This is a genomic window from Halolamina sediminis (assembly GCF_001282785.1).
Classification (GTDB): domain Archaea; phylum Halobacteriota; class Halobacteria; order Halobacteriales; family Haloferacaceae; genus Halolamina; species Halolamina sediminis.
Genome location: NZ_CVUA01000001.1, coordinates 1 through 14107 on the forward strand (window position 1 = coordinate 1; position 14107 = coordinate 14107).

Consider the following 14107-nt stretch of genomic DNA (forward strand, 5'->3'; position numbering starts at 1 on the left):
TAGCCGGACCGACGGGCCCGAGCACGGCGTGATTTACGCCGGCGGCGGTCACTCTTCGCGGCGCTCGCTGGCCGACTGGAACCCCATCTCGGAGAGTTCCTCGCCGCGGCGGCGTTCGCGTTCGGCGATCGCCTCCGGGTCCGGGTTGGCGTCGTCGTCGATCCGAGCGAACGAGCGGTGGACCTTGGTGTGACACCAGCGACAGAGGGCCGACCGTGATCTCGTGGACGGTGTCGGCGGCGTCCTTGCCGCGGTTCCGTAGGAGAGGTGGTGCTCCTCGATCAGCGGCCGCGCGCTCTCGTCGTGAGCCAGCCGGACCTCTTCGAGCCCGCAGCGCGCGCACTGCTTAGCGTCCGTCGTCGAGCGATAGTGCGGGCAGCGCGACCAGTCCGGGGACTCGCCGTCGGTCGCCGCCGCCTCGGTGTCGGCGACGACGCAGGCGTACCCTCGCCCCGGCGCTCAGTCGCGAACTCGGGGTCGGCCTCGGCGTGATCCAGCGCGTACCGACAGCGACCGTCGCTCGTGAGGTGGTCACAGCGCCCGGCGACCGCGTAGGGGTCGTCGACGGCCGGACCGGCGTCCCTCGGGCGTCTCCTCCATAGCCGCGATGGGGCACGCTCGGCCTTGAACGCTCGGTCCCGGACGACGGAACGCTTAGTAGGGCGGCGGCGGGAGCGGGTGGCGTGCGACTCGTCCACCACCCGCGACGGCGGGAGGGACCCACCGACGGCCGACGAAGCGGAAGTCGACGGCGTCGAGACGCGGCTGCTCGCCGACGACGTGGAGTTGGCGGAGGGGCCGCTGGCCCAGTCACTGGGGCTGATGTTCCGTCGCTCGATCCCCGAGGGGTACGCGCTGGCGTTCCCGTTCGACGAGCCGGCGAGCCGGACGATTCACACCTTCTTCGTGTTCGAAACCGCTCGACGTGCTCTGGCTGATCGACGACGAGGTGGTGAAAGTCGAACGCCTGCGACCGTTCCGCGGGCTCGCCGCGGGCTCGCCGACACGGTCGTCGAACTCCCGGCCGGCGCCGCCGACGGCGTCGAACCCGGCGACACGGTCGAGGTCGTTAGCGTGACAGGTCGAGAGACGGCGACCGACTACGATCGAAACAGCTCGGCGGGCGCTCGACCGTCGAGGGTGAGAACGCCTACGCCGACCGATAAATCGTCGTCTGCCTGTGGCACTCACCTTCGATAATTTCGGCGTATGAACCGCCAGCACGACGATCGAACAGTTTCTTCAACTGTCCAGCCCAAGGTGACAGTATGACCCTCGTCGTGCCGTTCGACGGTTCGGAGCTCGCGGAGGCTGCACTCGTCCGGGCGACAGCGCTCGACGCCGTGTTCGAGGAGGGCGTCGTCGCCGTGACCATCGTGCCGAACGGGAACCGCGAGTACGCCCGGGAGGCGGGCTGGGATCGACGACGGCGAGTTCGAGCTCGACGCGATCACCGAGCGGCTCGAAAAGCAGGTGGCCGCACTCGCGCCCGACGCCCGGTACCGATACGACATCGTGGGGCAGTACGCCTCCGCGGGCACCATCTCCAAGCGTGTCCGGGAGGTCGCCCGCGAGGAGGACGCGTCGATGGTGGTGATCGGCAGCGAGAACGCCGGCCACCTCACGGTGTCGGTCAGCAGCGTCGGCGGCGGGATCGCAGCCGACAACGCGTACGACGTGCTGGTGGTTCGGAACCGGAGCCCGTCGAAGGTGGAGCGAGTGCGGGAGGCGTCGCCGGAGAGAGTGACCGATTCGGGGTTCTACCGTTCGGAGTAGTCGAACGGGAGGGCGTTCGACGGGCGTCGGCTCCCGGGAGCGGGGGACCGCGCTCCGGCTGAGGTCACGAGCACGGAACGTCGAAATGGCGGTAGCGATCGTCTACTCAGGGATTTATACATTTGTTGGAAAACAGAAATAAGCCAAGTACTATGCGTACAGTTCTCATATAGGAGCCGTGGCGTTCTCATTCCTCGGGATCCAGCCGAAACACGGCGTCTACTCGCTGGGGATCCTCTGTTTCGGGCTGGGGGTCGTTCACCTCCTCACGGAGGGGGAGGGGCTGGGGACGGCGCTCGAATCGTTCATCATCTGCAGCATGTCGGGGCTCGTTCTCGTGACCGGCTATCAGCTGGCGGACCGGCCGATCTCGAAGCGGGGACAGTGGCAAACGGTCTGGGTGGGAGTGGGGGTGATGGTGTCGTTCGCGCTGTTGGCGCTCTCGATCTGGCTGATCTGGTCACTCGAAGGCGATCAGACGGAGCTGTCCTTTCTCGTCTCGTTTGCGAGCAGCCTCGGAGCGGCGGTCGGCGTCCGCGGCGGGCTGTACGCGATCGAGTCCGAGGAACGGCTCGACGAGGCCCGGGACCTCGCGAATCTCCTCACGATCAATCAGCGCGTGCTCCGGCACAACCTCCGGAACGAGCTCTCGGTTTCGTTGGGGTATCTCAGGAACATCGAGGCGGCTGATCGGTCCGCGGAGACCGAACGGGACGTCCGGATGATCGAGAAGCATCTCCAGCGGCTGCTCACGACCACCGACCGGACGCGGGAGATCGTCTCGATCTGGGAGAACGATCGGACGGTAGAGTTCGACCTCGCGACAGTGCTCGAAGGGCAGATCGCGCGGATCCGGGAAGAGTACCCGGGCGTCGAGATCGCGACGGAGTTCGAGGCAGACTGCCGCGTGAACTGCCACTCTGCCCTCCCGAGAGCGATCAGAGAAGCGCTCGAGAACGCGATCGAGCACACCCCCGAGGGTACCTCGATCACTGCCCGCGTCCGCCGGGGTCGGGACGGGAAGGCGGTGGTGGAGATCTGCGATACGGGAAAGGGGATCCCCAAGTTCGACGTCGAAGCGATCGAGGGCCAGAAGGAGACGCCGCTCAACCACACCCAGGGGCTAGGGCTGTGGATCATCTACTGGACGGTCAAGGTGTCGGACGGGACGCTCGACCTGGTGGCGGGCAGTCCGCAGGGGACGACCGTGCGGATAACGCTCCCGGAAGCGGGGTAGGCGGTGAGGTGCTACGCCGGGTGTCGACGCTCGGCAGCCAGCACTACCGCTGTGCCCTATTGATCGACTCGAAGAAGTGGGACCGCCGAGGGGCTAACCCACGCCTTCTCGTACAATACACCAACCGTTGACTGTTGAAACTGCCGTCTGAGTCATAGTCCTGTGTTCGCTATTGGGCCCCGACGCCGAGCGAGATCCTCGCCAAGGTCGGGCTTATCGTAGTACGCTCGAATCGTGTCCGGCATCGCGTCGACGCGCCCCGCGACGTGCGCAATCCGAACACCCCGGTTCCGCAAGTCCGTGATCCGGCCCGTCCGGATCGGGTGCGGACTCAAGCTCGAAGGACACTTGCTCTCGTGGCCGTGCTCGCGGTACAGGCAGGCCTCCGGCTCCTCGCCGTGCGGACAGCCACCCCGCGAACAGGGCTGCGTGAGAGTATACGTGGTCCGGCGGATCGTCGACGACGTGGGCCGACCGAACTTCGTCGTAAACAGCGGTTCCCGACCGAACTCGTCAGTCCGCTTCTTCCGGTGCTCCCGAATGTAGTCGCGGAGAACGTCGACGGTCTTCTCGTCGAGCACGTTCATCCGCTCCCCGTTCTGGCCGTTCTTCAGCCGCGTCTCCGACTCCGGCCGACTAACGAACGTCACCGTCCCGTCCTCCGCGTCGAAGTCGTCAACATCGAGCGCCTGAACGCCAGAAATCCGGGCTCCCGTGTCCCACAACGTCAGAAACAACGCGTGGTCACGCGTCGCGTAGCGATACTTGTCGAGGTGAGCCAGAATCGCCATCACCCGCTCCCGGCTGATGGTCAAGTCACTCGACTCCTCGCCCTTCGTCAGCGACGGGATGTGGTGGCCGATCTTCTCCACCAACGCCGGTTCCACCGCCTCGAGCGCGACCCCGTACTCCAAGAACTGCCGGACCGTCCGGAGTTCGTTCTTCATCGTGGTCCGGTTCACCGCCGGGTCGCGGTAGTCGCGGTACTCCTTGATGTCGCGGCCGTCGACGTTGTTCAGGTTCAGCATCCCCTCCGACTCGCACCACGAAACGAACAGCTCGACCCGTCGCTCGTACGAGTTCGCCGTGTCTCCGGAGGTGTTCGACCGAACGTAGCCGAGCCACTCCTCGAACGCCTTCCGGGGAGTGATCGGGCGAAGGTCGTCCCGGGGATCGCGCCGCAGCTCCTGACTATCCATCTGACCCCACGACGCGAAGCTGATTCGGCCAGTCCGATCGGCAGCCCGGACAGGCCAGAATCTCGTTCCCCTGCGGGTCACGGCACGCCACCAGCTCCTCTCGGCTCGAGCAATCCGGCATCTCGCAGGTGTCGGGATGTCGCGCGCCGATGACCGCCTCCGACATGCTCACTCACCCCCTCCCTGCGTCGGCGTCACTTCCCCAGCCGACTCGTGGACCGTCACCGGCTCGACCGCCAGCGTGTGCCGCGTCGACGCCGGCACCATCTCCACCGTCCCGCGGGCGTCGTCGACGATCTCCCACTCCGTCGGCGCCGCGTTCAGTCCGTGCTCCGCGAACTCCTCCGCGACCGCCATCGCTTCCTCCTTCGTCGAGAACAGCGGGCCGACCGTTCGACCCAGCATCCCCGGCGACTTCTGGACGGTTCGGTAGACAACGATTCCTTCAGCCGTCTTGCCTTTCGACGCCATATCCGTCCCTGCGAACGTCCGACCCATAACGGTCGGCCGGGGTGTTCCGAATGGTTCCGGAAGTGGGGAAACCGCCAGACTACAGTCGATTTCGGATGTTCCGATCGGTGTTCCGGATGGATTCGATGCCTCCTGTCGTGCGGGAGATTCAAGCCCCCGCGTTCGTTCCTTCAGCATGGTTTCCGTGCTCTCTCACGGAAGCCCACGCGGACCCGCTGGCTCCAACAGCGGGGTCCGCATCGTTCTGACAGGGACCCATCGGCGAGCGACGGGTCCGCGACGAGCTTCCGTTACCTCAGCGCCAGGAACGGGGAGAAGATAAATCTACCCCACGAGTTCGTAATCTATGGATTACGTATTCGTCAGTATTGAAGTCCCTCCGAACCTGCTTTACGCTGTATGGACCCCATAATACGCGAATGTACAGGAGAGTGGACTGGATGAAGGCTGCTGACCAGTCCATCCTTCAGCTTCTGGCTCCGCCGAAGATGCTCGAGTTGACGCCCAGCAACGTCGCTCGAAACGTCGGGCTAAGTCGCGGGTACACGAGTGAGAGGCTGAGTACTCTCGAAGAACACGGGCTCGTAGAGGCCGATCGGGAGGGAGGACACCCTTATTACTCGATCACCGACAGGGGACAAGCGTTTCTCGACGGAAACCTGAGCCTCAAAGAATTGGAAGATTGAGTTTCCTGAAAATCTGGTCGGTGGATTTACATTTGGCCTGTTTATCCAATAGGTCGAGAGATGAAACGACGGAACTTCGTTGTCGCCGCTGCGGCTACCTCCACCCTCGCTGGCTGCTTGGACCAAGTTGATCCGAATAATGACTCCCAGCGTACTACAGAAAGGCCTGCTCAGAACGAGTCGACACAGACCCCTGTTCCGGCGAAGGTCTCCTGGGAGGAAGCATGGCTCACCGGAGAACAGTACGCGGTAACGGTCACCATCGAAATGCGCGGGTCGGATAGCGTCTCGATCACGACCCTGAGCGGTGACCAAGTGACCAAGATAACCAGCAGCGGCACCCACAAGATCGCAGGTGAGGGTACCAACTATGGAACTGCGAAGCTCGGTACATCTCTAAGCGCAAGTGCTGGCTCCCAGCTGCTCGGCTCCCACACAGTCGGGAGCAAAGAACAGCCTTCACTCCCCGCATTCCTCACAGGACTCTCCGGGAAGACGTTCCCGAATGAGCAGAGTGAGAAGACGTACTCCCGAGAGTTCAAACAGTCCGCTCATGGGACGCAGACTACCTTTACTCTGGACGTTCCGTCGAACCTCTACAAGTACTACAAAGAGAGGCTCAGGACACCCGAGTACGGTGCCTACGTCGCAGACAGGTATGATCGGGCGTATATCCAATCGATAACGGACGCTCTCGAGGACTACGGCGAGAGAAACGACCTCAGCGCACGGCAGATCGTTGACCACGCCGTCGCGATCGTTCAGGGAATGAAGTATACGCAGGATAAGCCTGCGACGGGATACAACGAGTACCCGAAGTACCCAGTCGAGACGCTGGTCGATCGTGGCGGCGACTGCGAGGATACGTGTATCTTGATGGCCGCGATGCTGAGGCAACTCGGGTATGGGGTCGTGTTGTTACTCATGCCGGAAGCCAACCATATGGCCGTCGGCGTCGCCGGTGAAGAATCGATCGAGGGCACGTACTACGAGAAGGACGAAACCCGGTACTACTACCTCGAAACGACCGGGGAGGGGTGGAACGTCGGTGAGGCACCAGAGAGTGTCAAAGACGTTCCTGCGGAACTTGTGCAGGTCCAGGACTACCCCGTTCTCGTATTCAGCTACGCCGTTACGGTTGACAGCGAGGGCGGCGTGAACAGCGAGATAGAGGTCGGGAACGTTGGCACGTCGACAGCCACCAACGGTGCCATTCAGATGGAGTTCCACGACAAGAGCGGAAACGTCGTCGCCTCGGATCGACAGACCCTCCCGAACCTGGATCCCGAGAGGTCGACGACGCTGAACATGAGTCTCATGCCTCCGGATGATCGCCCACTCCGGGCGCGGGTCGGCGTGCTCCTCGATGGATCGACCCACGATATGCACACTTCCGACTACCGCAGTCCGAGCAACTGAGATCCCCCCGAGAAATACGGTTCTATTGCGACCGCGTGGGGTCGCGGCTCGAGAAACCGACCCTCCCCGATTTTGCACACCGTCTCGCACGGCCCATGTGCAAAACCGACCGTCGCGCCGGCTCGATCACGCCGCCGATCCGGGCGATCGCGGCCGTCGACGACCCCCGTTTATGACCATGACCCGATTCAGCTACCCGATAGAACTACGTCAGCCGGTCGGATGTGCAAAACCGAATGCGAATCCAGAGCACCGACGAACGGAAGCGACGGTGGGAGCACCTGCAGGAAGCGACCGGCGAGAGCACTACGTCGGGCGCGCTCGACGTAGCCGCGAAGCACTACCTCCGCATGGCCGGCGGGACTACGGCGATGCCGACCGGCGCGCTCGAGGAGCTGCTCCGCGCCGCCGAGAACCGCGGGAGCCTCACCGGCGAGGAGATCGCGGAGATTCTGAGCACCGAGGAACTGCCGCTCGAGTACGAAACGGAATGGGGAGTCGGGGAGAAGTAGTCACTCGTCTCTCTCGATGATGAACCGGAACGATCCAGAGGAAGATCGGTTGTAGACTCTCTGGTTATCACGAATTTCAGCATCGTAGGATGCGTTAACCTCAATTTCTTGCGGGAGTTTATCCACCTCCCTCACGTTGAATTTGGTGCCAACCTTATCAGTAGATCCGGCGGTCAGAGTACCACTCTCGCCGATATGCTTCCTACTTATTCCGGCACTGAATTCTGCTTCTTCCGGGAGTTCAAACGTTTCTCCGGTCGATAAGTCGATCAACTCGAGCGAGACACCAACAGAATCTACAATCGCATCCATCTCACCACGGTTAGAGAACTGGACATGGAGAGGGTGAAAAGCAACTCTGCCGTGTTCTGTCGAATATTCTTCTCTTTCGATTAGGTTCATCTCAACATCTGAACGGGGCGTCCGACAGACCTGATACCAGAAGGTGAGCCCAGTGAAAATGAGGATTAGAACGGTACCAACCGCACTAAGAGTCTGAAGCATCCTACCGTCAGTATTGGCTACTTCCTGATAACTCTATGTCTAGTCCGCCCGCTGCTGCCGACCGAACGCATCCTCGTTCAGAATCCGCTGAGCCGCCAGCCGTTCGACCACCTCACACTCCTGCGGGTCCGGAAGGCTGCCGTCCTCGGCGACGCGGACCAGGTACGCGCGCTCGCCGAGCCGCTCCACGTCGACCTGCTGCTCGTCGGGAACCTCGCCGTCGTCGAGCACGCCGTCCTTCTCGAGGAACGCGCGCGGGATGGTGACCAGTCCGGAACTACCGTCGGTTCTGAGCTTCTGCATGGTCGGCCGCTGACCATCACCCGTGATAAAACTACGCCCGAGCCAGCCTTGGGCTGGCTTCCCCCTCGCTGAGCCGAGGTATTACGGAACCCCGTCGTCGGGGGGCGGTTGTAGCATGAGTACCAAAAGCTACGACCCCGAAGACATCGGGATGCTGGTTCTCGGTATGTTTTCGGCGGCCGTGATGGTTGGGATTGCCGAAATTTCGGCTTTCGGCTTCTCCCTGTCGGACAGTTTCACATTCCTTGGCAACACCACGACTCTCGCGTGGGTCGTGGCGGTCGGGACGTTCGTGGGGACGATCGTGACGAACGATCACACCGATCTCCTGACCGCGGGCGGACCGCGGAAACTGCTGGATAGTTCGCTAGACGATATGTACGGGTACACAGTTCTCGCTGCCGGCGGGCTGTTGGTGGCGTGGGTGTTCGTCCCGCAGGTGGCCGACTTCGTTACCGGGTCGGATCTCTGGGGCGTGGCCTACATCGGGCTGGTGGCCTCGAGCCAGATTACCCTCGGGTGGCTCTACTGAGGTGGTGGATGATGAGCAAACTGCGGAAGATCGGGTCGGCGGCGCTTCTGGTGGCGGTCGTCGTCGGGATGATCGCCGGAGCGACTGGCGGAGCGGTAGCACAAACGAGCACAGAAACACCGACAGCAACCCCCACCGCATCCGGGGGGGATGCTGTGGTAGCGAACTCCACGGTGTCGGTGGGGAACGATACCCGGAGCGTTTACGCGGATCTCACGGCGGGCTCGAGCTCAAGCGTGGATCTCGAGGTAACGTTCGTCGGGATCTCGGACGGGACAGAAACGGAGTTAGAAACGAGAAACATCAGCCTGACTGCCGGAGAGGAGCGACTGGTCGAACGGTCGAACGTGGACGTTTCGACGTACAACTCTTTCCGGGTCAAGGTCACAGCTCCGAACCTCGAGAGCACGAACGCGACCGCGGAGGTCGGGAAGGTCGCTAAGGTTGCCGGCGGCGGACTGATCGGCGGCGATCTCGGCGGCGATCTGTTCGAGGGAGGCATGGGGATCGGCGTGATCGTCGTGGCGGCGGGCGCGCTCTTGCTCGTCGGGAGGTCGTCCTGATGGCCTCGGCCGGCGAGCGGGCGTTTTCCCTGCTGCTGACTCTGCTGGTGGTTGGTTCTGCGGTCGGGGTGGGGGTCGCTCCCTCGCCGGCCGGGACAGCCATCGCACAGGCGGCCGATACCGAGGAGTGTTCCGCGTGGGATGCTATCCTGTACGACTTCGCAAATGTGGGGAATTTCAACCTGTTTGGCGGTGAGAAGGAGTCTAACCCATGTTCGGCGGAGTATGTGAAGGATGAAATCTCTGAGGAGTGGAACGCCACCGACGCGGCCGAGACGAAAGCGGAAATCCACGCGAGGGCGGGGCAACTCTCCGCCAGCAACACAGCTTATCTCGACGCGATCAACAACGGTCTCACAAACAGCGAGACGATCGCGTTTAGTCGAGCGGAGGCCGCCGCGGTCGAGACCCTCGCAAACGGCGGGACCGTCTCAGAGGCTCAGCAAGCTGCTAACGAGAGTATTGAGAATTTTTACGCAGTTAAACAACTTAACTTGGTAGATGAATGGAATGTCGGTGTTGAGACGGTCGTAGCTCTCGATCAAAGAGCAGCTAACACAACGGGGGTATCTGATAACTTTGTTAAACTATCAGTTATCGGGTCTGTCTCCCCCCGAGATGATAACAAAATCCGCGCTGTTGATGCACCGACAGAGGATGTCTCAGTATTGAATGGGACAGGTGTGTCCCTGAAACAAATACCGATAAAAGATAGCGCTGCCGAGGGGGACGCCTCTTTCCTCGATATAATTTACAACCCATCAAACGATCCATATATCGACGCGGGGGGCGCGACTACTGGGGTGTATGTGGTTGTGGATACCACGGAAAATCTCACATCTACAACAGCTATTCCTATAGCGGATTATCTTAACACATGGGAGAGTATTGAAAACAAATCCCAACAGACTAAGACAGAAGCCGCGGTCTACATCAATCAGTCCTTAGCGCCAGCCGCGGAGGATGGGAACATCTCGGACCACATCTCCCCGGCGACACTCGCACAGGAGTACGCGCAGGACTACAACGGATCGGATAGCTATGTCCGCGCCTTGGCGATCGCGGCTTACAGCGGGATGGAAACCCCATCGCTCGAGAACGTGGGGAGCATGACGGTGGAGATGAACGGAACGAGTTACACCGGACTGTTGCTCTCCCAGAGTGCGCCGGCCGATGGCTGGCAGTCCAACACGACGTATGATCCGGCAACGGTGGACGGGCTCCAACTGTTCGCCGTCGCCGGTGATACCGGCGAGGTGATGGAGCTGGATCAACCCTTCACGGTAAGCAAAATCACCGGCAAAGATGGGGGAGAGATCCAGACAGCGGATACAATTAGCCTAACTTACGACACGACGAACGCAGCGGAGAATTACTCCGAACGACAGGAACAGATCCGACAACTACAGCTCGAGTTAGAGGAGCGGAAGGCACAGGCAACAAGCGGACCCGTTGGCACAGGGTCCGGCGAGGGAGCGCTTAATGCGCTGGCTCAATTCCTCGGAGTTTCAGTCGGGGCGGCCGTGGGGGTCGTCGTTGTGGCGGGACTGATTATCGGGAAGATCTACACCGAGTACTAACGCCACCCCTAATTTTTCTTGACCATGACCGAGAACACAGAATCAGGAGCCAACGGCGAAGGAATCGCGCGGAGAACCATCCTAACGACGCTCGCAGGGGCCGCGGGGCTGGCGGGCGCGGGGTCCGCAGCCGGGCAGGAATCACCGACGCCACCGAGCACCTCGAGCACGGAGACAGAATCGGACACCGTAGCGGTAGAACTGGGGCCTGTGCGGATCAAGTCGTGGGAGTTTGAGAACAACGAGTTCAGAATCACCTTCGGCGCGGATTATCCCTCAGCCGTCAAAATCACCGACACGGGCGCGATGATGGGAGCGATGACGACCGGGAGCGGCGCGGGAATCACCGAGATCCCGACGCGCGGAGCGACAGTTACGGACGGCATGACCATGACCTACGCGGCGGAGGAGTTCGACGGTGCGTATGCGATAGCCGTGGCCTCGAGCGAAGCGGCGGCGCTAATCCGGACCGATAGCGTGGACGTCGGCGGTACGTCGATCAAGCTACAGACAGCGATGCTCGGGGGGCTCGGTGCGGCGGTCGGCGCGGGGGGACTGAGCTACAAGCGAGGGAAGGAAGCGCTCGAGGACGAGGACGAACCCAAATCGGAGAGAATCGTATGAGTCTCAGAGAAACGATAACGGAAGGAGTGTTCGACAACCTCCGAACGCTGATAATCGTAGGAGTCGGCTACGTAGTCCTCTCGAGCCAAGGATATGCGCCGGGGCTGTCGATCCCGGAGATACCGGCGTGGTGGCCGTTCCCCGTGGTAGTCGCGGGCGGTGCCGGCGCGGTCGCGTGGGTAGTCGGCGGGAAGATAGCGAAGCTAATCCCGGACCCGGACGGGCATTACGTGGTCGCTATGGAAGGCGGCGACGAACAGGGAGGAGAGATCTGGGAGCTGAACGATCCGGCATGGGAGGAGATGAACGTAGTCGAAGGTGAGCTCTACCCGTGGACGAAATCAGCCAAGGACGCCCACGAGGTTCGGATCTACAACCCGAGCACGAACACGAGCGTAGCGAACTGGCGCGGAACTCCGGCGGCGAAGACGGCTTCGGAGATGCTGGCCGAACCGACGCCGAAGAAGGCCATGAAGAACATCCGCGAGTTGAGGGATGAATACGAGCGGGCCGCTCGAGAGGGAGAATACATCAAACGGAACATCGGCGGGATGCTCCGGAAGCTGGACAAGCGCCGGGCGAAGGACTACAACGCGGCGCTGCAGGGTGTGGTCGCGCCGTCCCTGAACGACGGAGACAGCTACGAGCAGATAATCGACAAGATCCTCCCGGAGGAGGTGCAGCCGGACCACCTGACTCACGACGGAGAGGAGGAGTCGGACCCGCTCGAGGATCACGGCACCGAGATGGACTTCCAAGTGTTCGAGGATGGGGAGGAGTTCGACCCGCTCCCGGAGTACGATCAAGCCGCGGCGACTGACGGAGGGACCGAACGATGAGTAGCCGCGGCGATTCGTCGGTCTACGCGGCGGCCCAAGGGCGCGAGTTCCTGCGGGACGAACTCGCGGGGAAGAAGAACGAGTACATCCGGGAGTTTGCCGGGCTGGTAGACGACCCGGAAACGCTCGATCTACTGAACTACTACTGTTCGCTGTGGCGGACCGAAGACGAATCGTTCCTCGAGACGGCGCTGGGGCGTGAAATCCTCTCGAGCGCGGCGACGAAGACGACGGACCGGGCGTTCCGCGACGGGAACGTTTCACAGCTGCAAGGCATGGTCGGGCTGACGAACCAGCAGGGCGACGGGCAGGACTTGATCGGTCGCGCCGCCCAGTCCCTCACCAACGAGGGGGCGATCGGGCTGGTTCTGGGGCCGCCGGGCGCGGGGAAGACAGCGCTCACGGTGGACGTGGCGCGGGCGTGGGGCGCGCGGACCGGCGGGCTGATCCTCGCAAACACGGACTGGGAGGGAGCCGACGCGGTGGTAAACTCCGACATGGCGATGCTCGAGGCGATGGCGGAGTACGAGGGGCCGGTTCTCTGCGTGATCGACGAGACGGCGCAGGAACTCTCGGGATACGGCACCGAATCGAACAAGGCGGAAGCGTTCGCCAACGCGCTGACGTTCATCCGGAAGAAGGAGGGCGACCACGGCCCCCACGCGAAGCGCGGTTCGGTGCTCATGGTCAACCACACGCGGAAGCGAACGGCGGCGGCGTTCCGGCGACTGGCGACGTTCTGCCTCGAGAAGCCGAGCCGGGACGATCCGAGCACGGTCCGGTTCATCGAGAGCGAGGGCGGACAGGACGATCTCAACACCGCGGAGGAAACAACCTATCAGGGAGTCACCGACACTCGGGAGCGGTACAGCGAGCACGAAGCGAGCGAGTTCCGGATCACGCTGCACGAGGACGGCGACGACGGCGACGACGTGGACCCGGACGAAGCCGCGGAGTCGGCGGACTGGAACGCACAGGCTCGGACGGCGATCAACGCTTACCAACCGTGGGACGACGACGGCGGCATGAGCTATCGGGAAATCAGCAAGGACGGGCGCGGACTCGTGGACTACGGGAAGGGCTGGGTAGCCGACAGAGTGCGCGAGTGGCGCGATGGACAGCACCGGGAGCTTGTGTCGGAACCCGTGGACAGCGGGGAAGGTGGTTCTGCATGAGGGCGTCGGTGTCCGCGGTGTCCGTCCACGGGCACACCCCCCACCGCCCATACCTATCTATTGACGGGTGCGCTGGGCGCGGGTGCGCCGGACATACGGGGGGACCGACCCGCGGTTTTGGTCGAAAACTGCCGATCGCGCGAGAAGGGCCGTGGTCATGGGTCAAAAGCCGGGGTGTTCGGGGGTGAATCGCTCGAGCAACGCTGCTCGGTACGGGTCGCTCGCGGAGAAGTGGGCCGCGGATCGCTACGGCTTGGAGCTCGAGCGCGACGACTGGCACGACGCCCGGCGGGGCGATCGTCCGGGCGACGTGAAAGCGGCGATGGACTCGAGAAACGCAACTCGGTTCCGGCTGTGGGAGGCGCAGCATCGGAAGCTTCGGCGGGAGGACGGGTTCTATGCGTTCGTGCTGTATCGGCCGGTCGGTCGGGGGATCGACGTGCTCCGCTCGAGGACGATAGCGGCGCGATCGCTTCGCGTTCGGTTCGGCGGCGCGGGCGATCACCCGAAGGGGAATCAAGCGAAGATACCTCCCGCGCGGATCTTCTCGTAGGGGTCCAAAATTTTTCGCGCGCCCACAGGGGGCGGGCGGCGCTTCGCGCCTTGGCTTCGCCTGCGGCGCGGCGCTGTACGGCGGTGGTCCCTTGGATTGGTGGCCTTAGCCACACGCCTAAGGGAGAACCGAAC

Annotated in this window: 17 protein-coding genes and 1 pseudogene; 13 read left to right on the forward strand and 5 right to left on the reverse strand. The window is 62.7% G+C overall.

The window, feature by feature from the left end:
- Positions 1–48: 48 nt before the first annotated feature.
- Positions 49–600, reverse strand: a pseudogene (locus tag BN1959_RS15175) (DUF7097 family protein).
- Positions 601–678: 78 nt separating this feature from the next.
- Here BN1959_RS15175 and BN1959_RS14260 point away from each other — a divergent pair.
- The 3 genes from BN1959_RS14260 to BN1959_RS00020 all read left to right on the forward strand — a co-directional run bounded on the left by BN1959_RS14260 (position 679) and on the right by BN1959_RS00020 (position 3013).
- Positions 679–1200: a DUF192 domain-containing protein gene (locus tag BN1959_RS14260; protein WP_079978566.1), complete on the forward strand. Its 522-nt coding sequence runs from the start codon at positions 679–681 to the stop codon at positions 1198–1200.
- A 273-nt stretch (positions 1201–1473) separates the two neighbouring features.
- Positions 1474–1776, forward strand: a complete 303-nt coding sequence (locus BN1959_RS14925) for a hypothetical protein (RefSeq protein ID WP_202594624.1) — start codon at positions 1474–1476, stop codon at positions 1774–1776.
- A gap of 178 nt (positions 1777–1954) precedes the next feature.
- Positions 1955–3013: a sensor histidine kinase gene (locus BN1959_RS00020; protein WP_053946688.1), complete on the forward strand. Its 1059-nt coding sequence runs from the start codon at positions 1955–1957 to the stop codon at positions 3011–3013.
- A gap of 152 nt (positions 3014–3165) precedes the next feature.
- Here the strand turns inward: BN1959_RS00020 and BN1959_RS00025 are convergent, their stop codons facing one another.
- Together BN1959_RS00025 and BN1959_RS00030 are read right to left on the reverse strand one after the other, a co-directional pair.
- Entirely contained in the window at positions 3166–4212 is a 1047-nt protein-coding gene (locus tag BN1959_RS00025; protein WP_053946689.1) for a tyrosine-type recombinase/integrase, read from the reverse strand.
- A gap of 168 nt (positions 4213–4380) precedes the next feature.
- Entirely contained in the window at positions 4381–4683 is a 303-nt protein-coding gene (locus BN1959_RS00030) for a hypothetical protein (protein WP_053946690.1), read from the reverse strand.
- Between the two features lie 419 nt (positions 4684–5102).
- On the opposite strand from BN1959_RS00030, the gene BN1959_RS00035 reads away from it, so the two are divergent.
- The 3 genes from BN1959_RS00035 (at position 5103) to BN1959_RS00045 (ending at position 7300) form a co-directional block, all read left to right on the forward strand.
- A complete protein-coding gene (locus BN1959_RS00035) occupies positions 5103–5369 on the forward strand; it encodes a winged helix-turn-helix domain-containing protein (protein ID WP_053946691.1) in 267 nt (88 codons plus the stop codon).
- Between the two features lie 60 nt (positions 5370–5429).
- Entirely contained in the window at positions 5430–6788 is a 1359-nt protein-coding gene (locus tag BN1959_RS00040; protein WP_053946692.1) for a transglutaminase-like domain-containing protein, read from the forward strand.
- A gap of 236 nt (positions 6789–7024) precedes the next feature.
- Positions 7025–7300, forward strand: a complete 276-nt coding sequence (locus tag BN1959_RS00045; protein ID WP_053946693.1) for a hypothetical protein — start codon at positions 7025–7027, stop codon at positions 7298–7300.
- On the opposite strand, the gene BN1959_RS14560 is transcribed toward BN1959_RS00045, so the two are convergent.
- Positions 7301–7702: a hypothetical protein gene (locus BN1959_RS14560; protein WP_161803735.1), complete on the reverse strand. Its 402-nt coding sequence runs from the start codon at positions 7700–7702 to the stop codon at positions 7301–7303.
- Between the two features lie 141 nt (positions 7703–7843).
- Entirely contained in the window at positions 7844–8107 is a 264-nt protein-coding gene (locus tag BN1959_RS00050) for a hypothetical protein (RefSeq protein WP_053946694.1), read from the reverse strand.
- 115 nt (positions 8108–8222) lie between these two features.
- Here BN1959_RS00050 and BN1959_RS00055 point away from each other — a divergent pair, with 115 nt between their 5' ends.
- The 7 genes from BN1959_RS00055 (at position 8223) to BN1959_RS00085 (ending at position 13973) form a co-directional block, all read left to right on the forward strand.
- A complete protein-coding gene (locus BN1959_RS00055) occupies positions 8223–8639 on the forward strand; it encodes a hypothetical protein (RefSeq protein ID WP_053946695.1) in 417 nt (138 codons plus the stop codon).
- Positions 8640–8650: 11 nt separating this feature from the next.
- Positions 8651–9202, forward strand: coding sequence for a hypothetical protein (locus tag BN1959_RS14565; RefSeq protein ID WP_154018195.1), 552 nt, complete (start codon positions 8651–8653; stop codon positions 9200–9202).
- Complete coding sequence (locus BN1959_RS00065; RefSeq protein WP_053946697.1) at positions 9202–10782, forward strand: hypothetical protein; 1581 nt, start codon at positions 9202–9204, stop codon at positions 10780–10782. Before BN1959_RS14565 ends, BN1959_RS00065 begins: the two co-directional genes overlap by 1 nt.
- Positions 10783–10806: 24 nt before the next feature.
- On the forward strand, positions 10807–11406 hold the full coding sequence (locus tag BN1959_RS00070) for a hypothetical protein (protein WP_154018196.1): 600 nt from the start codon (positions 10807–10809) through the stop codon (positions 11404–11406).
- Positions 11403–12245 (forward strand): hypothetical protein, encoded by an 843-nt coding sequence (locus tag BN1959_RS00075; RefSeq protein ID WP_154018197.1) that lies wholly within the window; start codon positions 11403–11405, stop codon positions 12243–12245. The genes BN1959_RS00070 and BN1959_RS00075 overlap by 4 nt, the downstream gene beginning before the upstream one ends.
- Positions 12242–13420 (forward strand): ATP-binding protein, encoded by a 1179-nt coding sequence (locus tag BN1959_RS00080; protein WP_053946700.1) that lies wholly within the window; start codon positions 12242–12244, stop codon positions 13418–13420. Before BN1959_RS00075 ends, BN1959_RS00080 begins: the two co-directional genes overlap by 4 nt.
- A 157-nt stretch (positions 13421–13577) precedes the next feature.
- Positions 13578–13973 carry a hypothetical protein gene (locus BN1959_RS00085; protein ID WP_237560351.1) on the forward strand — a complete coding sequence of 132 codons (396 nt, stop codon included), beginning with the start codon at positions 13578–13580 and terminating at the stop codon, positions 13971–13973.
- Positions 13974–14107 lie beyond the last annotated feature (134 nt).

Coding starts and splice junctions, on each gene's coding strand:
- BN1959_RS00025 (WP_053946689.1), bottom strand. CDS start 4,212: ATGGATAGTCAGGAGCTGCGGCGCGATCCCCGGGACGACCTTCGCCCG.
- BN1959_RS00030 (WP_053946690.1), bottom strand. CDS start 4,683: ATGGCGTCGAAAGGCAAGACGGCTGAAGGAATCGTTGTCTACCGAACC.
- BN1959_RS00035 (WP_053946691.1), top strand. CDS start 5,103: ATGTACAGGAGAGTGGACTGGATGAAGGCTGCTGACCAGTCCATCCTT.
- BN1959_RS00040 (WP_053946692.1), top strand. CDS start 5,430: ATGAAACGACGGAACTTCGTTGTCGCCGCTGCGGCTACCTCCACCCTC.
- BN1959_RS00045 (WP_053946693.1), top strand. CDS start 7,025: ATGCGAATCCAGAGCACCGACGAACGGAAGCGACGGTGGGAGCACCTG.
- BN1959_RS14560 (WP_161803735.1), bottom strand. CDS start 7,702: ATGAACCTAATCGAAAGAGAAGAATATTCGACAGAACACGGCAGAGTT.
- BN1959_RS00050 (WP_053946694.1), bottom strand. CDS start 8,107: ATGCAGAAGCTCAGAACCGACGGTAGTTCCGGACTGGTCACCATCCCG.
- BN1959_RS00055 (WP_053946695.1), top strand. CDS start 8,223: ATGAGTACCAAAAGCTACGACCCCGAAGACATCGGGATGCTGGTTCTC.
- BN1959_RS14565 (WP_154018195.1), top strand. CDS start 8,651: ATGAGCAAACTGCGGAAGATCGGGTCGGCGGCGCTTCTGGTGGCGGTC.
- BN1959_RS00065 (WP_053946697.1), top strand. CDS start 9,202: ATGGCCTCGGCCGGCGAGCGGGCGTTTTCCCTGCTGCTGACTCTGCTG.
- BN1959_RS00070 (WP_154018196.1), top strand. CDS start 10,807: ATGACCGAGAACACAGAATCAGGAGCCAACGGCGAAGGAATCGCGCGG.
- BN1959_RS00075 (WP_154018197.1), top strand. CDS start 11,403: ATGAGTCTCAGAGAAACGATAACGGAAGGAGTGTTCGACAACCTCCGA.
- BN1959_RS00080 (WP_053946700.1), top strand. CDS start 12,242: ATGAGTAGCCGCGGCGATTCGTCGGTCTACGCGGCGGCCCAAGGGCGC.
- BN1959_RS00085 (WP_237560351.1), top strand. CDS start 13,578: ATGGGTCAAAAGCCGGGGTGTTCGGGGGTGAATCGCTCGAGCAACGCT.